We start from the raw sequence: 18,309 nt of genomic DNA on the forward strand, positions 1-18,309 counted from the left end.
ATGACCGCCACTGTCCCCGCGGAGGCCGCCGTGCGGAATACGTCCCCCGGTGCGGCGCGCGGCCCCCGCCGCCGCCCCGGGCGGATCCGCCGCATCGGACTGCCGTACCTGCTCCTGCTGCCCGCGCTGCTCCTCGAACTCCTGGTCCACCTGGTGCCGATGGTGATCGGCATCGTCATGAGCTTCAAGGAGCTCACCCAGTTCTACATCCGCGACTGGGGCACCGCCCCGTGGGCCGCCCTCGACAATTACAAGGTGTCGGTGGACTTCGACGCCCCCGTCGGCGCGGCCCTGCTCCATTCCTTCTTCGTCACCGTCGCCTTCACCGTGTTGTCGGTCGGCCTGTGCTGGCTCCTCGGCACCGCCGCCGCGATCTACCTGCAGGACGCCTTCCGCGGCCGAGGCCTGCTGCGCGCCCTGTTCCTGGTGCCGTACGCGCTGCCGGTCTACGCCGCCGTCATCACCTGGGTGTTCATGTTCCAGCACGACAACGGCCTGGTGAACCACGTCCTGCACGATCAGCTCGGCCTCACCGACAAGCCGTCCTTCTGGCTGATCGGCGACAACAGCTTCTTCGCGCTGCTGACGGTGTCCGTGTGGAAGGGCTGGCCGTTCGCCTTCCTGATCGTCATGGCCGGCCTGCAGAACATCCCCCGCGAGCTGTACGAGGCCGCCGCGCTGGACGGCGCCGGGATGATCCAACAGGTCCGCCGCATCACCCTGCCGTCGCTGCGCCCGGTCAACCAGGTCCTGGTGCTGGTCCTGTTCCTGTGGACGTTCAACGACTTCAACACCCCGTTCGTCCTGTTCGGCAAGGCCGCCCCCGAGGCCGCGGACCTCATCTCGGTCCACATCTACCAGGCGTCCTTCGTCACCTGGAACTTCGGCACCGGCTCCGCCATGTCCGTCCTGCTCCTGCTGTTCCTGCTCGTCGTGACAGGCGTGTACCTCGTCCTCACCTCGCGCCGACGGAGGCCGTCACATGCCTAGTTCACCGAGGACGACGGCCGCCTCCCCGATGGCGCCGCCCCGCTCCTTCCTCTGGTCCCGGCGGATCTTCCTCACCCTGCTCACCGGCTTCGTGCTGATCCCGGTGTACGTCATGATCTCCAGCTCGCTGAAGCCGCTCGCGGACGTCACCGGCGGGTTCCGCTGGCTGCCGAGCGAGTTGACGATCCGCCCGTACATCGACATCTGGTCCACCGTCCCGCTCGCCCGGTACTTCGTGAACTCGCTGATCGTGGCGGGCGCGGCGACCGTCTGCTCGGTGGTGATCGCGGTCTTCTCCGCCTACGCGGTGAGCCGCCACAGCTTCCGCGGCAAGCGCGTCTTCACGGTGACCGTGCTGTCGACGCAGATGTTCCCCGGCATCCTCTTCCTCCTCCCGCTGTTCCTCATCTACGTCAACATCGGCAACGCCACGGGCATCGCCCTGTTCGGCTCGCGCGGCGGCCTGATCCTGACGTACCTGACGTTCTCCCTCCCGTTCTCCGTCTGGATGCTGATCGGCTACTTCGACTCGGTCCCGCGGGACCTGGACGAGGCCGCGCTGGTCGACGGCTGCGGTCCGCTCGGCGCGCTCTTCCGGGTCGTCGTGCCGGCCGCGGTCCCCGGCATCGTCGCGGTCGCCGTCTACGCCTTCATGACGGCCTGGGGCGAAGTGCTCTTCGCGTCGGTGATGACCAACGACACCACCCGCACCCTCGCCGTGGGACTCCAGGGCTACTCCACCCTCAACGACGTCTACTGGAACCAGATCATGGCGGCCTCGCTCGTGGTGAGCGTCCCCGTGGTCGCGGGCTTCCTGCTGCTGCAGCGCTACCTCGTCGCAGGCCTGACGGCAGGAGCCGTCAAGTGACACACCGGACCGGCACACCTGACGAGCCGACACACCTGACGGCCCGACACGCCTGTCGGATCAACGCGTCTGACGGGTCAACGCACCCGACATCGAAGGGACTTCTGTGACCATCGACTACGCCGCCCTCCCGCACGACTTCCTGTGGGGCACGGCCACCTCGGCCTACCAGGTCGAAGGAGCCGTGGCCGAGGACGGCCGCTCGCCGTCGATCTGGGACACCTTCGCGCACACCCCCGGCACCATCGACCACGGCGACCACGGCGACACCGCCTGCGACCACTACCACCGCTGGCGCGAGGACATCGACCTGATGCGCCGCCTCGGCACCAACGCCTACCGCCTGTCCATCGCCTGGCCCCGGGTCGTCCCCGGCGGCGACGGCCCGGTCAACGCCAAGGGTCTCGACTTCTACGACCAGGTGACCGACGGCCTGCTCGAGGCGGGCATCACCCCGTCCGTCACCCTCTACCACTGGGACCTGCCGCAGGTCCTCCAGGACCGCGGCGGCTGGCCGGAGCGCGACACCGCCGAGCACTTCGCCGCGTACGCGGCGGCGGTCGCCGAACGCCTCGGCGACCGCGTGCACCACTGGGCCACCCTCAACGAGCCCCTGTGCTCGGCCTGGATCGGCCACCTGGAAGGCAGGATGGCACCGGGCCTGACCGACCTGACGGCGGCTGTCCGCGCCTCCTACCACCTGCTGCTGGGCCACGGCCTCGCCGCGCGGGCGATCCGCGCCGCCGCCCCGGACGCCCGGGTGGGCATCGTCAACAACCTCTCCACGATCCATGCCGCCACCGACAGCCCCGAGGACCGGGCGGCCGCCGTCCGCATGGACGGCCACACCAACCGCTGGTGGCTGGACCCGATCCACGGCCGCGGCTTCCCCCAGGACATGCGCGAGCTCTACGGAGTGGAACTCCCGGAGAAACCAGGAGACTCGGAGGCCATCGCGGCCCCGCTCGACTGGCTCGGCCTCAACTACTACTTTCCCCAGGTGGTGGCGGCCGATCCCGACGGCCCGGCACCGCACGCCGCCTTCGTGCGCCGCGCCGACGTCCCGCGCACCGGCATGGACTGGGAGATCGACGCGAGCGGCATCGAGACGCTGCTGCTCCGCCTGACGAACGACTACGGCGCACGCAAGCTCTACGTCACCGAGAACGGCTCCGCCTTCCCGGACGTGGTCCGTCCCGACGGCACGATCGACGATCCGGAACGCCAGGACTACCTGGAACAGCACCTGGCCGCCTGCGCGTCCGCCGCCCGCAAGGGCGCTCCGCTCGCCGGCTACTTCGCCTGGTCGCTGCTGGACAACTTCGAGTGGGCGTACGGCTACGACAAGCGCTTCGGCCTCGTCCACGTCGACTACGCCACCCAGACCCGCACCATCAAGGGCTCCGGCCACCGGTACGCGGACATCATCCGTGGCCACGGGGGCCGGGCGCGGCACGCGGCCTAGCGGCACTCGCCGCGGCCCCGGTGGGCGCGAACGCGGAACCGCGCGCCCACCGGAGCCACCCGCGTTCCTGCTTGCATACCGTGCGCACGCCCTCCACGTACACGCCGTGCACGTACACGCCGTTCACGTACCACCGTCCGTACCGGTGCACGTCAGCAAGGGAGCCGGCGCCCCCACCCTCCCCAAGGAGAGCCGTATGCCATCCCGCACCCCCCGCACCCTCCTGACCGCCCTCACCACAGCAGCCGTCCTCTCCGCCGGTCCGGCACTCGCCGTCCCGGCGAGTGCCGCGCAGGCCGAGCGACCGGCAGTGGCGGCCGCCGCGTGGGACACCGACCACGCGGCCACCGCGTACGCGGCCGACCCGTCCGCCGTCACCGCCTCCGGCAGCGAGAACGCGGACGTCGGCCCCGGCCGCGCAGGGCCCGCCGGGCGTCACTGACCGCGTAGGCGGACTCCAGTCGCCAGGTCTCCAGTTTGTCCTGCACCTTTGACGCGACCTTCCACCACTTGAGCCACAGCGGCAGCTGCCGGAACGGCACGTGGTCGAGGGTGTCGTCGACGGCGTTCCCGGCGATGCTCCTGCGGCCGGGACCTTCCGCCCGCAGCGCGGCGTACAGCTCCGGCGTCAGTCTCCCGTTGAGCCGGGCCGCGGTGCCCGCCGCGGTGAACGCGAACCCGCGCTGAGCGACGTCCGGCAACCGCATCGCCCTGGCAACGCGTGGCGACGCCTCCTCCAGCGAACAGTTGAAGGCCAACCCGATCGCCGCTGTGCCGAGATGATTTTCGCCGCGCTCGAACGCGGCATCCCACTCCTCGGGGTCATCCAGCCCCAGCAGCCCCTCGCCGCTTTCCCAGTCCAAGTCAGACGCCATGACGCACCGTTCCCGTCACCCGTCAGCCGTCGCACTTGGGAGGAAGCAAGCGCCCTGTACCGAGCGTCGCCCGAGCGCGAGGCGATGGGGCTCGACCCGGACGACTGCCTCCTGCACACCGACGAGTTGGTGGGCATGATCGGTTGCCGTGCGCCGAACCGTCGCAGTCCCATGACCACCACGCGGTCGCCGCACAGCTTGCGCAGGTCGTCCTGGTCGGAGGTGAAGACGGGGACCGGCCCCGGCAGTCGCAGGGCGGCGGTGGCCAGGGCGGCGTCGATGGCGTACTTGCGGCCGTGGAGACCTGTCGGCGGTCAGATCAGCCCCGCCCCCTTGATGGCCCGGTTCCGCCAGAGGCAGTACACGGCGGCCGGGTCGTCCCAGTACCTCCACGGCATGGCGTCCACATAGCCGTCGACCAGCCGGAACTGCTCCAACGCCGCGTGGTGGCGGCCCTGTCGGGTCAGGAAGTAGGCCAGCAGGTGCCGTACGGCCGCCCTGTCCGGATGGTCCGGCGGGGCTGCGGCCACGTCCGCCAGGGCCGCGTCGACCAGGGCGACCAGGTAGGGCGCACGAAAGTCGGCCGGCTTCGCGGCGTCGTCCTGGTGCTCGTACCACGTGATCAGCGGCAGCGCGGTGAGCAGGCTGCCGGGCGGCGCCTTGGCCGCGGCCTCGCGTGCGAAGGACACGGCCAGCTCCTCCGAGCCACGCCACTTCGCGCACCAGTACTGGAGCGCCGCGCAGTGCGCGCGGTAGTGGTGCGGGTCCCGGGCGGTGATCTCCTTCCAGATCCGCCGCATGTCCTCGTGCGAGTAGCCCAGGCCCAGTGCGGCCCAGATCTCCGCGATGTACGGCGAGGGGTCGTCCGGGTTCAGCGCCGCGGCGCGCGCGTTCTCCTGCGGCGCGCGGACCAATGTGCTGTGGAACCCCGCGAACTGGTCCCGACTGGTGTCCTGCGCCCAGCCACCGCCCCGCAGATGCCAGGCCAGGGAGACCGTCGCTTCCGCCCGCACCAGCGCCACGTCCGGGTCGTCCGCTCCGGCCGCCGCTTCCCACGCGTGCAGCCAGCTGTCCGGGTGGGCGGCCCGGTGCGAGCCCAGCGCGTCGGCGCAGTACGAGCGGCGCGCCCAGTCGCGCTGTTCCCTGGTCCGGGCCAGCAACTGCGCCGCCGGCTCCCAACGGCCACGGGCGGCCGCGGCCCTCGCCCGCTCCAACTCGGGGTCGTGAGCAGCCTGCTGGGTGTTCTGCCCGGATCGCGGGAGGAAGCCCAGCGCTTCAGCCCTCCGGGAGGAGCGCCCGGAGGGGGAGGGACCTGCCATGAAACGGCGGTAGTAGACGATCCCGGCTGCTGTCGCGAGCCCGAGGACGACGATGCGAGCGATCTCCACGAGTCACGCACCGTCCTGCAGGATCACAACCACCATGGCGCCTTGTGCGCACACGAACACAGCCATCGGGCAAAGTCCTTCACAGGAGAGACGCACAACTGGGACGCGTGGGGGAGGAACGGAGTATCACCCGTCGGCGACACGCCTCGCAAACGCGTTCCCGGCGACCGGACTGCGAAGAGGACGCGGAGACGGTGGAACAACTCGCAGGCGGCCGACCAGCCAGGTCGCAGGGGTTGCCGCACGCGTGATCGAGGGGGAGTTGCCGTCCGGATCGTCGGAGCCTGCCGAAGGAGCCTGTCGGCAGACCGGGTCCGGTGCACATGACGGTGGCGTCAATGAGGAACACGAGCCGATGTGGATCGTCTCCTGGACGGGCGAGGGGTACGCGCGTGCCCAGAAGCCGGAGTTCGTGCTCGCGGCCATGGGAACGTACCTGGTCGATCAAGTCAACGGAGTCCGCGCCCGAGACATGGCCGCCGTGCCGGGCAGTCCGTCCGGCACGGCGCACAGACGGACACGACACGGGTCGGGTGCCCCGTCCCGGGTCGGGACGGCCCCGTGTCCGGCCCGATCACGTCATCGGCCGCAAGGCCACAGCTCCCAGGCCGTTCCGCGCGTGCTGGTCGTGGACCTTGACGTGAGGCGGAACCCGCCGATACTCATGCAGCGTGCAACGACGGGCCGTCAGCGACGAACCGAACCCGCAGGGAGCCGCCGTGATCGCGACCGTGACCGCCGTCCTGACCCTTCGAGCCCGTGTTTCCCTCATCCTCGCCGTACTGCTGCTCACCCTCGCCCCCACCGCTCCGGCACTCGCCGCCGTCCCACCGACGGGATCTCCCGTCACCGGTGTCCAGGCGGCGACGGACACGTCGCGTTCCGGGTCGCCCCGAGGCGCCGAGGTCGTCGCGGTCACCCGGGTCGCCGACCGGCAGGTCGATCTGTCGGTGCGCTCGCAGGCTCTGGGCGGCCGGACGGTCGAGGTCCGCCTGCTCACCCCCGACGGCTGGAACCCGGACGCGCGACGCCGGCAGCACTGGCCGACCCTCTGGCTGCTGCACGGCTGCTGCGGCGACTACACCTCGTGGACCGCGATGACCGACGTCGCGCAGACCGACAGCCTGCGCGACGTGCTCGTGGTGATGCCGGAGGCGGGCTGGAACGGCTGGTACAGCGACTGGTGGAACCACGGCCGGGGCGGCGACCCGGCCTGGGAGACGTTCCACACCGTGGAGCTGCGACACCTCCTGGAGCGTGACTGGGGCGCCGGCGCCGACCGCGTCGTGGCCGGCCTGTCCATGGGAGGCCAGGGCGCCCTGCAGTACGCCGCACGGAACCCCGGCATGTTCAAGGCGACCGCCGCGTACTCCGGTTCCGCCCACCCGCTCCTGAACGACGAGTCGGTCGACCGCATCATGGGCTTCTTCGCCGGCCAGGGCGACGACCCGCTGCGGGTCTGGGGCGACCCGGTCGCGCAGCGCCGCATCTGGCAGGCCCACGACCCGTTCCACCTGGCCGAGCGGCTCCGGTCGATCCCCGTGTACCTGTCGTGCGGCGACGGCACCACCGGCCCGCTGGACCCGCCGGGCCGCACCAGCGCGCTCGAGGCCGACTTCAACCGGCAGAACCACGCCCTCGCCGCCGAGTTGGAACGCGTCGGCGCGAAGCACCTCACCACCCACTTCTACGGACCGGGCACCCACGGCTGGGCGTACTGGGAACGCGAACTGCACGCGTCGCTCCCTATACTGCTCGGCGCCCTACGGGTCGACCACGTCGACGGCTGACCAGGCCCGCCCGGGGCCGTCCCACTCGAGCGAAAGAACAGGGTTGATGACGAAGGAAGACGCCGACCGCCAGGGCCGGTGCGTGGTGCTCGAGGAGATCACGGACGAGAACTGGCGCGACGTCGCCGACGTGGCCCCCGCCGACGACCAGCGCCGGTTCGTGGCAGCCCTCGGGGCACGCTATCTGCTGCTCTCCCTGCGGGACGGAACCTGGAACTCCCTCGCGGTCCGGGCCGGTGGCGAGGTCGTGGGCCATGTCATGTGGGCGTACGACGAGGAGGACGGCACCCACTGGATCGGCGGCATGGTCGTCGACGCCGCCGAGCAGGGCAAGGGCGTGGGCCGCGCCACGATGCGCGTCCTGGTGCGACGCCTCGCAGCACTGCCGTCCTGCCGCGAGATCCGGCTCTCCTACCACCCGGAGAACACCCCCGCCGCTCGCCTGTACGCGTCGCTGGGCTTCACGCCCACCGGAGAGTTCGAGGACGAGGAGGTCGTGGCCGCGCTGAGCAGCGGATCGGCCGCCGCCTGACCCTCCAGGACGACCGGAAGCCCTCGGCGGGCGCACTGAGCCAGTCGACGGAAGCCGGACAGACCATCGTCCGCCGCCGGGCGACGGCGAGCCGCTCACCGGTGTGGAGGTGGTCCGTGCCGCGCCCGGACCGCTCTCGGGCAGCGGCCCGCCGTCGCGCACCGGCGGGTGGGCCGCCGGCCCAAGCGGATCGGTGCTGCTTACCACCGCGTGCCGGGCCGGCGCGCGGCGGTTGGGCCGTTCGGCGGCATCGCCGCGCGCGCACCGACGGACCGCTGTGTCGTGGACCCGGACGCGCACCGACGGACCGCTGTGTCGTGGACCCGGACGCGCACCGCGGCCAGGGCACCGGTGGCCCGGGGCGCTCAGCCACGGAGAACCACGAACGGAGTATGCCCATGCCCCTCATACGCCGATTCACAGCGGGCCGCAGACGCCCTGCCGCGCTCATCACCGCGCTGGTGACCTGCTCGACCGTACTGACCGGCCAGGACCTCGCCGTGACCGGTGGCACGCCCGCACCTTCGGTACCCGTCCCGCAGCTGGACTGGAGCCCCTGCGTTCGAGGCGGCGAGTTCGACTGCGCGACCGCGAAGGTGCCGCTGGACCACGACAGACCGGGTGGCCGCCTCCTCGAACTGGCGGTCGTCAAAAGGAAGGCGACCGGCCCCGGCCGGCGCATCGGCACCCTCTTCTTCAACCCCGGCGGCCCCGGCGGTCCCGGAACGGTGCAGATGCCGCAGAACTACGAGAAGTTCCCGCGCGAGGTGCGGGAGCGGTTCGACATCGTCAGCTGGGACCCCCGGGGAGTCGGCAGCAGCACCGCGGTGAACTGCTTCGCCAGTCTTGAGGAGGCCGCCGAATGGAACGCGGGCAAACCGGCGGGCTTCCCGGTGGGCGAGAAGGAACGGGCGGCCTTCACCGCCGCGTACAAGGACCTGGCCCGGCGCTGTGAGCAGCGTGACCCCGAGCTGCTGCGCCACGTGTCGACCACCGACACCGCCCGCGACCTCGATCTGCTCCGCCAGGCGGTGGGGGAGTCGCACCTCACCTACCAGGGGATCTCCTACGGCACGATCCTGGGCGCCACCTACGCCAACCTCTTCCCGGGCAAGGTCCGCGCCATGGTCCTCGACAGCGGCATCGACCCGCAGGCCTGGACGAATCACGCGTCCGACGACCCCCGGCTCACGACGTTCCTGCGCATGGGCTCGGACCGCAGCGCGGCAGCGACCCTGGACGGGTTCCTCGCCCTGTGCGGGGCCACCACCACCGCCCACTGCGCCTTCTCCGCCGGCAGCCCGAAAGCGACGCGGGCCAAGTTCGACCAGCTGATGCAGCGGCTCCGGAAGCAGCCCGTGGGCGCGTGGACCTACGCCGGCACGGTCGCCGACGCGGTGAGCAGCCTCTACGTCGTCCACCCGGGGTGGACGGACCTCGCCGGCCGGCTGCAGGACCTGTGGCGGGGCCGCGTCCCGGAGTCGGCCCCGCTCCCGCCCCCGCCGGCGGTCCCGAACCCGAACCCGTACCTGGGCCAGGAACAGGGTGCCGCGGTGCTCTGCGGCGACAGCCCCAACCCGCGTGACCCCGGTGTCTACCACGCCATGGAGGAGGACAGCGCCGCTCGTGCGGGCGACGCCGGACGCTTCTGGACCTGGGCCGCCGCGGGGTGCGCCGCCTGGCCCGCGGTCGCCGCCGACCGTTATCGCGGTCCGTGGAACAAGCCGACGGCACACCCCGTCCTGGTGGTCGGTACCGTCTACGACCCCGCCACTCCCTACTCGAACGCGCAGGCCATGGTCGAAGAACTGGCCGACGCCCGTCTGCTCACCAACGACGGCTACGGGCACACCGCGTTGATCAACCCCAGCAGCTGCGTCAAGGCACACGAGAGCCGCTACCTGATCGACGGCACCCTCCCGCCGGTCGGAACGACGTGCCGGCAGGACACGCCTCCCTTCTCCGCGCCCAAGCCGATCGGTGGCGTCACCACCGGCGGCGGCGGGACGGCCGGCGCCGTCTCCTGAACCGGTCACGACCCCCGCTCCGGCACGGGCCGGCGACGAGCCCGCGCCCGGGCCCGGGAGCGGGGTCCGGACCCGGGCGCGGGGTCCGGGCGCGGGCATCCGGAGTCGCCGGCTGTGGTTCCTGCCGCCCGGCGACGTCGGCCGGGCGGCGCGACCAGCCGGTCAGCCGTCAGGGAGGAGACGCACGGGCAGAGAGACCCAGGAACGCAGGGTGTTGTTGGGATGGCGGCGGGGCGGGCCGGCCGGCTCGATCCGGCGGACGCGACGGGCCAGGGCGGTCAGCAGTGCTTCCGCTTCCAGACGTGCCACATGCTGCCCGACGCACTGGTGGATGCCCATGCCGAAACCGACGTGGCCGGACGGATCACGGGTGAGGTCGAAGCGGTCCGGGGCGTCCCAGCGGGCCGGATCGCGGTTCGCGGCCCCGAGGAACATGAGGATCTTCGTCCCCTCGGGGACGACGGTGCCGGCGATGCGGACATCGGTGGTGGCGGTGCGGAAGAACGTCTGCACCGGCGACTGCCAGCGGACCGCCTCGTCGAAGGCGATGCGCGCCGCCTCGGGCCGCTCCCGCAGGAGCCGCCACTGCTCGGGATGGGTGGCGAAGGCGTGCAGGGCGGCCGCCAGACCGTGCACGGTGGTGTCGACCCCCGCCGTGAGCAGCGAACGCACCACCAGCGGTGCCTGCTCGTAGGTGAGGTCCCCGCGGTCGGCGGCGGCCCAGATCCGGGCCCCGAACCCGTCCTCGCCCAGTGCCTCGCGCGCGCACTGGGCGTTCACCCGGGCCGACAGCTCGGCCACGCGGTGCGCGTCGGCCGTGACCAGGTCGTTGACCGGGCCGAAGGCGTTGAAGGCCATGTTGCCGTAGGGCAGCAGATGCTCCCGCCCGTCGGGCCCGAGGCCGACCGCGTCGGGGAACACCCGCAGCGGGAAGTCCTTCGCCAGGGCAGCGAAGGCGTCCACCTCCGGCCCCTGGGCCAGCACCCGGTCGACCAGCTCCTCGGCCGTCGCGATCCAGGACTCGCGCAGGCGGCGCAGCGCGGGCGGCGCCAGGATCTCCCGCAGCACACGGCGCGGGGCGTCGTGCGCGGGCGGATCGGCCTCCAGCAGCAGGCTGGGCGGCCGCCACGGCTTCTCGTGGCGGAAGTTGGTCAGACCGACGCCCGCTCCCGACTCGAAACGCTGCCAGTCCACCAGGGCGGCGTGCACCTGCTCGTAACGGGCCAGGGCGTGGACGCCGTAGCGCGACAGACGCACCACGGGGCCGGCCTCGCGCAGGACGTGGTGCATCGGTTCCGGGTCGAGCAGGACATCGGGGGCGAACGGGTCCACGTCGCTGACGGGCGGCAGGACATCGCGTTCGAGTTCCTCGGTCATGGGGGCTCCACAGGACGCAGGGGACGTGTTCACAGGTCGAGCACCAGACGGTCGTCGCAGGATCGGGACACGCACGGGAACATGCAGTCGTTCGCGGCGCGCTCGTGGTCGGCGAGGATCGCGTCCCGGTGGTCGGGGCGCCCCTCGAGGACCGGCGTCAGGCAGGTGCCGCAGGTGCCCTGCCCGCACGACGAGAGCACCTCCGCACCGGCGCCGCGCACCGCCTCCAGCACGGACACGCCGGGCGTGACCGTGACGGTGCGTCCGGAGCGCCGCAGTTCGACCTCGAAGGCCGTGTCGCGGACCGCGGCCCGCCGGTCGCCGGCGGTGAACCGCTCGGTGCGCAGAGCGTGCGGTGGCCACGGGGAACAGGCGGCCTCCACCGCGTTCAGCAGCGGGCCGGGACCGCAGCAGTACACCTTCGTGTCCGGCCGCGGCGTGCCGAGCCACGCGTCGAGGTCGAGCAGTCCGCGCTCGTCCTGCGGCACGACGTGGACCCGGTCGCCGTACACCGCGACGAGTTCGTCGCGAAACGCCATGGACGCCCGGGTGCGGCCCCCGTACAGCAACTGCCAGTCCGCTCCGGTCATCTCGGCCTGACGGACCATCGGCAGCAGCGGCGTGATCCCGATGCCGCCCGCGACGAACAGGTAGCTCCGCGAGGGCACCAGCGGAAAGTGGTTGCGCGGTCCGCCCACCCCGACCCGGTCACCCGCGCGCAGGCGGTCGTGCACGAAGGCGGATCCGCCCCGCCCCCCGGGCTCCCGCAGCACCGCGATCCGGTAGGTGTGGGCGTCCCACCGGTCACCGCACAGCGAGTACTGCCGGGTCGTTCCGTTCGGCAGGACCAGATCGATGTGAGAGCCCGGCGTCCAGTCAGGGAGGCGTGCTCCCCCCGGATGCACGAGAGTGAGGGCGGCGACTCCGTCGGCCACCGGCTCCTTGGCCGCGACCTCCAGGGTCACCGCGCTCCCCGCGCCGCCCGGCGCCGACCGTGCCCCGGCGGCACGTCGCGCGCCACGAGCAACCGCGTTGTTTCCGACCACGTTGTCGCCTCCCGTCTCTGGGTTGCAGGCAGGATGCTCGGCAGGACGCGACCGCGGCGACGGCGTTCTCATCCAGTGAGAGGCGGACTTCCCGTGTCCGTCACCGGGGCGTTCCGCACCCGTCACCGCAGGGCCCGGTCGGTGACGCGGCTCCCCGGCCCTCCCGACCCCGGCGCGTGACGGGCCGCCCCTCGACGTATCGCACGACTTCTCCGACACTCGGGCGGAGCCGTAGTCCGCTCGGATCCCGCCACCGGCGGGATCCGAGCGGTGGAAAGAAAGGTGGGTGAGCGTGACAGTGCAGGCGATGACGCGCGCGAAGACCGCTGACGACCGGGCCGGGGCGCGCTGCGCCGGGACCGGCACCGGTCCGGTGCTGGCCCGGGCGTTCCGCATCCTCGAGGCGTTCGACGCCGACCATCCGGCGATGACGCTGAGCGAGCTGGCACGGCGCTCGGACCTGCCCACGTCGACCGTGCACCGGATGCTCGGCGAACTGATCGGCTGGGGCGCGCTGGAACGGGGCGAGGACGGCCGGTACCGCATCGGGCTGCGGCTGTGGGAGGTGGGAGCGCTGGCTCCGCGCGGGCAGGGACTGCGGGAGAGTGCCCTGCCGTTCATGGAGGACATGTCGCAGATCACCCGCGAGAACGTGCAACTCGCCGTGCGCGAGGGCGACGAGCTGGTGTTCGTGGAGCGGATCGCGGGCACCGGGGCGGTGCCGGTGCTCACCCGGGTGGGCGGGCGGTTCGCGCTGACCGTCACCGGGGGCGGCCTGGTCCTGCTGGCCCACGCGTCGCTCGACGTGCAGGAGAAGGTACTGGCCGGCCCGTTCCACCGGTTCACCCGGCGGACCGTGACCGACGCGCACACACTGCGCCGGATGCTCGCCGCCGTCCGCCGCGACGGCTACTCCGTGAGCGACCGTCAGGTCACGATGGACGCCTTGTCGGTGGCCGCGCCGGTGTACGGGCCGGGGGACGAGGTGGCCGCGGCCGTGTCGCTGGTCGTGCGGCACGGCAGCCGCTCGGCGCACGAGCTCGCGCCGCTGGTGTGCGCCAGCGCCCGGGCGATCTCACGGGCGCTCACCCGGCCGGGCCCGGTGCCCGCCCGGCCGGGCCGGACGGCCCCCTGACCCCGCGCGGCCCCGCCGTACCGGGCCGGGGCGGGAATTGTTTCCCGGCATCCGGGAAAGGCCCTGACCGGACCGGGGACCCGCGCCCAGGATGACCGCACCAGCCGCCCCGCCCACCGGGAGCAGACCGAGCCGCGTCCTTCCGCGGGCGGGGCGGTCCGTGTCCCAGCAGTCGACAACGGAGTGCTGTCATGGATCGTTTCCCCACCCGTTCACGCGCCGGAGCCGCGCGGTGAACCGCCCGCTGCGCGACGCCCTCGACGAGGGGGCGATGAGCCGCTTCCAGTGGCGCGTGATCGTGGTCTGCGTCCTGCTCAACGTCCTCGACGGTTTCGACGTGCTGGTGATGGCCTTCACCGGCAAGAGCGTCTCCGCCGAATGGGGACTGTCGTCCTCCCAGCTCGGCCTGCTGCTCAGCGCCGGACTGGTCGGCATGGCGCTCGGCGCGCTCGGCCTCGCGCCGTGGGCCGACCGCGTGGGCCGCCGCCCGGTCGTGCTCGGCTGTCTCGGCGTCGCCGCCGTCGGCATGCTGCTCTCGGCCGCCGCCCAGTCCGCCACGCAGCTCGGGGTGCTCCGCGTACTGACCGGCGTCGGCATCGGTGGCGTCCTTGCCTGCAGCAACGTCCTGTCCGGCGAGTACGCCTCGCGCCGCTGGCGGGGCCTGGCCGTCAGCCTGAACTCCACCGGCTACGCCATCGGCGCCACCCTCGGCGGGCTGCTCGCCGTCGGCATGGTCGACCGCTTCGGCTGGCGGTCGGTCTTCCTGGCGGGCGGGGTCGCCACCGCCGCGGTCGTACCACTGGCCTGGGCCACCCTGCCCGAATCGCTGGACTTCCTGCTGACCCGCAGGCCCAAGGGCGCGCTGGAGCGGGTCAACGCGCTGGCCCGCCGCATGGGGCTGCCCACGCAGTCCCGGCTGCCCGAGACCACCGAGCAGCCCTCCGCCTCGGTCACCGCCGGATTCCGGCAGCTGCTCGCCGGTCCGCTGCGCCGCTCCACGGTGCTGCTGTGGTCCGCGTTCTTCCTGGTCATGTCCGGCTTCTACTTCGTCACCAGCTGGACACCGACCCTGCTGATCGAAGCGGGACTCTCCAGCGCCCAGGGCCTGACCGGCGGCACCCTGCTCAACCTCGGCGGCATCTTCGGCGCGGCGGCGCTCGGCGCCCTCGCCTCCCGGTTCCAGCTCCGCCACGTGCTGACCGCCTACCTGATCCTCACCGCCGTCCTGCTGTCCGGCTTCATCCTCTCCACCTCCGCCCTGTGGGCGGCCCTCACCCTCGGCGCCCTCATCGGCGTGTTCGCCAACGGCTGTGTGGCCGGCCTGTACGCCCTGAACCCCGTCGTCTACGACGCGTCCGTGCGCGCCACCGGCATCGGCTGCGCGCTCGCCGTCGGCCGCGTCGGATCGATCGTGGCGCCCACCGCCGCCGGTGCCCTGCTGGACACCGGCTGGAGCCCGCAGAGCCTCTACCTCGCCGTGGGCTCGATCTTCGTCGCGGCCGGCATCGTCGTCCTGGCGCTGCGCCCGTCCCGCGCGACCGGAGCCCGCCCGGCCGCCCCCGCCCCCGCCGTCGCCGTCGGCGACGCCCCCTGACCCCGACCGGCCATCGCGCCCGTAAGGAGAAACACCGTGACCGCTTTCGTCCGCAACCAGTGGTACGTGGCCGCCTACGCCCACGAGGTCGGCCGCGAACTGCTCGGCCGCACCGTCCTCGGCGAGCCGATCCTGCTCTACCGGACCGAGGACGGCCGCCCGGTCGCCATGGCGGACCGCTGCGTGCACCGCCGCTTCCCGCTCTCGGAGAAGCCGAGCCGCCTCGACGGCGACCGCGTGGTCTGCGGCTACCACGGCTTCACGTACGGCACCGACGGCGTGTGCGTGTCCGTACCCGGCCAGCAGCGCATCCCCCGCACGGCCCGGCTGGCCACCTACCCGGTCCTCGAACAGGACGCCTTCGTGTGGGTGTGGATCGGGGACCGCGAACCCGGCACCACCCTGCCGCCGCGCGCCCCGTGGATGGACTCGCCCGACTACACCGTCGTGTCCGGCATGGAGACCATCGACAGCGACTACGGGCTGCTGGTCGACAACCTGCTGGACCTCTCCCACGAGACGTATCTGCACGGCGGGTACATCGGTACCCCGGAGGTCGCCGAGACCCCCATCACCACCGAGGTGGACGACCGGGCCGGCATCGTCTACGTCAGCCGGCACATGGACGACGCCGAATGCCCCCCGTTCTACGCCACGTCCACCGGGATCACCGGACGCATCACCCGCTGGCAGGACATCGAGTACCACGCCCCGTGCCTCTACCTCCTGCACTCCCGGATCGCCCCCGTCGGCGCGCCGGGGCCGAACCCGGACGGCAGCGATCCGCACGCCTTCCACGTCGAGGTCGTCTACGCCATCACCCCGTCCACCGAGAAGACCACGTACGACTTCTGGGCGGTGGCCCGGGACTTCGCACCGGGGGACCAGGAGGTCTCCGACTTCCTGCGGGAGAACAACCGCACCGTGGTCCTGCAGGACGTGGTCGCGCTCAACGTGCTGCAGAAGGCGCTCGACACCGAGCAGGACGGCTACCAGGAGCTGTCCGTCAACATCGACACCGGCGGCCTCGCCGCGCGCCGGATCCTCGCCCGCCTGGCCGCCGAAGGAGCGGACCAGGACCGTCCGGCGGCGGCGTCCCGATGAGCCCGCTGCATCCCCCGGCGCTCACCGGCGGTGGCGTCCACCGCATCCACTGGGTCCTCGGCACCGACCGGTTGCTCGCCGTCTGCCACTGCGGCGCCGAGCGCGAGTTCGAGGACCCGGTGGAACTGTGGGACTGGCTGCTCGCCCACCCCGAGGGGCACCGCCCGCCCGCCGCCGCGACGCCCCCGCCCGCCGGGACGCCCGAGCCCGCCCTCGCCTGACGGAGGAAGTACCGTGACCACCGTGATCCCCACGCGCGCCCAGGAGAGCGGCACCGAGACCGACCTCGACCTGGTCGTCGAGGGCAGGGACACCGTCGCCCGGGGCGTCGTGCGACTGACCCTCGCCCGTCCCGACGGCGGCGACCTGCCGCCCTGGCGCCCCGGAGCCCACATCGACCTCCGGCTCACCCCGGAACTCACCCGCCAGTACTCGCTGTGCTCCGACCCCGCCGACCGAACCCGCTGGCAGGTCGCCGTGCTGCGCGAGCCGGACGGCCGGGGAGGCTCCGCCCACGTCCACGACCACCTGGCCCCCGGCGACCCGGTACGGGTGCGCGGCCCGCGCAACCACTTCGCACTCCAGCCCTCGCCCCGCTACCTGTTCCTGGCCGGCGGCATCGGCATCACCCCGCTCCTGCCGATGCTCGCCGAAGCCGAACGTCAGGGTGCCCACTGGGAGTTGGTGTACGGCGGACGCACCCTTGCCTCCATGGCCTTCCACGCCGAGCTGCGCTCCGCCTACGGCGAGCGCGTCCGCCTGGTACCGCAGGACACACACGGCCTGCCGGACCTGGACGCCCTGCTCGGCAGCCCGCTCCCGGACACGTCGGTCTACTGCTGCGGCCCGGAAGGCCTGCTGCGGGCGGTGGAGGAACGCTGCGCCGTCCGGCCGCACGCCGCCCTGCACACCGAGCGGTTCGCACCCAAGGACCTGCGGCCCGCCGCCGCGGAGGAGGAGTTCGAGGTCGAACTGGCCGGCAGCGGCCGCACCGTGACGGTGCCGCCCGGCGTCTCGGTGCTGGAGGCCGTCGAGCAGGCGGGTGTGCAGGTGCTGTCCTCATGCCGCGAGGGCACCTGCGGCACCTGCGAGACACCGGTGCTCGACGGCACCGTGGACCACCGCGACTCCCTCCTCACCCCCGACGAGCAGGCCGCGAACGACACCATGATGATCTGCGTCTCCCGGGCCGCCTGCCCCCGCCTCGTCCTCGACCTGTGAGCGGTCCTCGACCTGCGAGCGCGGGGGGACCCGGCGAGTCGGTCCTGACGCGGGCGGTGCGCATCCTGGAGGCGTTCACCCAGGACGAGCCCGCCCTGTCCGTCTCCGAGATCGCGCGCCGGTCGGGACTGCACGTGGCCACCGCCTCCCGCCTGATCGCCGAACTCGTCGCGCACGGGCTGCTGGTGCGCGACGAACGGCGTCTGGTACGGGTCGGGGTGCGCCTGTGGGAGCTGGCCTCGCGCGCCTCGCCCGCCCTCACACTGCGCGAGCGCGCCATGCCGTTCCTGGAGGGCGTCCACGACGTCGTCGGCCACCACGTGCAGCTCGCCGTGCGCGACGGGGAGGAGGTGCTGTTCGTGGAACGGCTGTCCACGCCCGGCTCCGTCGTCAACTACACGCGGATCGCGGGCCGCCTGCCGCTGCACGCCTCCTCCAGCGGCCTCGTCCTGCTCGCGCACGCCCCCGCCGGGCTGCGCGAACAGGTCGTCGAGGCAGGGCGGTTGAACGCCTACACAGCCGCCACCCCCGTCGCCCCGGGCAGGCTGCGGGCCCAGCTCGCCGCCGTACGCCGCGACGGCTACGCGTACTGCCCCGGCTTCGTGCACGAGGACGCCCTCGGCATCGCGGCCCCCGTGCGCGACGGCTCGGGCGACGTCGTCGCGGCCGTCGGCGTGGTCGTGCCCAACGACGCCGCCGCCCGGTCCCACCTCCCCGTGGTCCGCACGGCCGCACGCGGCATCTCCCGCGCCCTCGGCACCCGACCGGCGGACGCGCAGGGGAGCGGAGGATGAGCCGGTCCCGGAACGAGACGCCGTTTCGCCGGATCCGGTACCGGCTCTGTGAGCCGGGGTGCGGGAGCGCATCGCGGCGCTGGGCGCGCTGCCGGCGAGCAGC

17 protein-coding genes are annotated in these 18,309 nt (G+C 72.6%); 13 read left to right on the forward strand and 4 right to left on the reverse strand.

The annotated features are described in order from the left end of the window. The 4 genes from AB0I73_RS11325 (at window position 1) to AB0I73_RS11340 (ending at window position 3,765) form a co-directional block, all read left to right on the forward strand. Window positions 1-990 carry a sugar ABC transporter permease gene (locus AB0I73_RS11325; protein WP_363036083.1) on the forward strand — a complete coding sequence of 330 codons (990 nt, stop codon included), beginning with the start codon at window positions 1-3 and terminating at the stop codon, window positions 988-990. 28 nt (window positions 991-1,018) lie between these two features. Next, window positions 1,019-1,858 carry a carbohydrate ABC transporter permease gene (locus AB0I73_RS11330; RefSeq protein ID WP_363036201.1) on the forward strand — a complete coding sequence of 280 codons (840 nt, stop codon included), beginning with the start codon at window positions 1,019-1,021 and terminating at the stop codon, window positions 1,856-1,858. A gap of 106 nt (window positions 1,859-1,964) precedes the next feature. Beyond that, window positions 1,965-3,323, forward strand: coding sequence for a GH1 family beta-glucosidase (locus AB0I73_RS11335; RefSeq protein ID WP_363036085.1), 1,359 nt, complete (start codon window positions 1,965-1,967; stop codon window positions 3,321-3,323). Between the two features lie 196 nt (window positions 3,324-3,519). Beyond that, window positions 3,520-3,765 (forward strand): hypothetical protein, encoded by a 246-nt coding sequence (locus AB0I73_RS11340; protein WP_363036087.1) that lies wholly within the window; start codon window positions 3,520-3,522, stop codon window positions 3,763-3,765. Here AB0I73_RS11340 and AB0I73_RS11345 read toward each other — a convergent pair. Together AB0I73_RS11345 and AB0I73_RS11350 are read right to left on the reverse strand one after the other, a co-directional pair. Continuing rightward, window positions 3,698-4,198 (reverse strand): hypothetical protein, encoded by a 501-nt coding sequence (locus AB0I73_RS11345; protein ID WP_363036089.1) that lies wholly within the window; start codon window positions 4,196-4,198, stop codon window positions 3,698-3,700. The two genes, AB0I73_RS11340 and AB0I73_RS11345, sit on opposite strands and share 68 nt — an antisense overlap. 314 nt (window positions 4,199-4,512) lie before the next feature. Continuing rightward, on the reverse strand, window positions 4,513-5,586 hold the full coding sequence (locus AB0I73_RS11350) for a hypothetical protein (protein ID WP_363036091.1): 1,074 nt from the start codon (window positions 5,584-5,586) through the stop codon (window positions 4,513-4,515). A gap of 731 nt (window positions 5,587-6,317) precedes the next feature. Here AB0I73_RS11350 and AB0I73_RS11355 point away from each other — a divergent pair. From AB0I73_RS11355 to AB0I73_RS11365, 3 genes are all read left to right on the forward strand, one after another. Further along, entirely contained in the window at window positions 6,318-7,376 is a 1,059-nt protein-coding gene (locus AB0I73_RS11355) for an alpha/beta hydrolase family protein (RefSeq protein ID WP_363036202.1), read from the forward strand. Window positions 7,377-7,422: 46 nt separating this feature from the next. Beyond that, window positions 7,423-7,908, forward strand: coding sequence for a GNAT family N-acetyltransferase (locus AB0I73_RS11360; RefSeq protein ID WP_363036093.1), 486 nt, complete (start codon window positions 7,423-7,425; stop codon window positions 7,906-7,908). A 398-nt stretch (window positions 7,909-8,306) separates the two neighbouring features. Then, window positions 8,307-9,935: an alpha/beta fold hydrolase gene (locus AB0I73_RS11365; protein WP_363036095.1), complete on the forward strand. Its 1,629-nt coding sequence runs from the start codon at window positions 8,307-8,309 to the stop codon at window positions 9,933-9,935. A gap of 162 nt (window positions 9,936-10,097) precedes the next feature. Here the strand turns inward: AB0I73_RS11365 and AB0I73_RS11370 are convergent, their stop codons facing one another. Together AB0I73_RS11370 and AB0I73_RS11375 are read right to left on the reverse strand one after the other, a co-directional pair. After that, window positions 10,098-11,312, reverse strand: a complete 1,215-nt coding sequence (locus AB0I73_RS11370) for a cytochrome P450 (protein ID WP_363036097.1) — start codon at window positions 11,310-11,312, stop codon at window positions 10,098-10,100. 29 nt (window positions 11,313-11,341) lie between these two features. Then, window positions 11,342-12,277, reverse strand: a complete 936-nt coding sequence (locus AB0I73_RS11375) for a PDR/VanB family oxidoreductase (RefSeq protein WP_363036099.1) — start codon at window positions 12,275-12,277, stop codon at window positions 11,342-11,344. 373 nt (window positions 12,278-12,650) lie between these two features. Between AB0I73_RS11375 and AB0I73_RS11380 the strand changes: the two genes are divergently transcribed. The 6 genes from AB0I73_RS11380 to AB0I73_RS11405 all read left to right on the forward strand — a co-directional run bounded on the left by AB0I73_RS11380 (window position 12,651) and on the right by AB0I73_RS11405 (window position 18,206). Then, window positions 12,651-13,493: an IclR family transcriptional regulator gene (locus tag AB0I73_RS11380; protein ID WP_363036101.1), complete on the forward strand. Its 843-nt coding sequence runs from the start codon at window positions 12,651-12,653 to the stop codon at window positions 13,491-13,493. Between the two features lie 232 nt (window positions 13,494-13,725). Beyond that, a complete protein-coding gene (locus tag AB0I73_RS11385; RefSeq protein ID WP_363036103.1) occupies window positions 13,726-15,087 on the forward strand; it encodes an MFS transporter in 1,362 nt (453 codons plus the stop codon). 36 nt (window positions 15,088-15,123) lie between these two features. Continuing rightward, window positions 15,124-16,191, forward strand: a complete 1,068-nt coding sequence (locus AB0I73_RS11390) for an aromatic ring-hydroxylating dioxygenase subunit alpha (RefSeq protein WP_363036105.1) — start codon at window positions 15,124-15,126, stop codon at window positions 16,189-16,191. Beyond that, a complete protein-coding gene (locus AB0I73_RS11395; RefSeq protein WP_363036107.1) occupies window positions 16,188-16,412 on the forward strand; it encodes a hypothetical protein in 225 nt (74 codons plus the stop codon). Before AB0I73_RS11390 ends, AB0I73_RS11395 begins: the two co-directional genes overlap by 4 nt. A gap of 13 nt (window positions 16,413-16,425) precedes the next feature. Continuing rightward, entirely contained in the window at window positions 16,426-17,412 is a 987-nt protein-coding gene (locus AB0I73_RS11400) for a PDR/VanB family oxidoreductase (protein ID WP_363036109.1), read from the forward strand. Further along, a complete protein-coding gene (locus AB0I73_RS11405) occupies window positions 17,409-18,206 on the forward strand; it encodes an IclR family transcriptional regulator (RefSeq protein WP_363036111.1) in 798 nt (265 codons plus the stop codon). Before AB0I73_RS11400 ends, AB0I73_RS11405 begins: the two co-directional genes overlap by 4 nt. Window positions 18,207-18,309 lie beyond the last annotated feature (103 nt).

This window comes from Streptomyces sp. NPDC050388 (assembly GCF_040655635.1).
Lineage (GTDB): Bacteria > Actinomycetota > Actinomycetes > Streptomycetales > Streptomycetaceae > Streptomyces.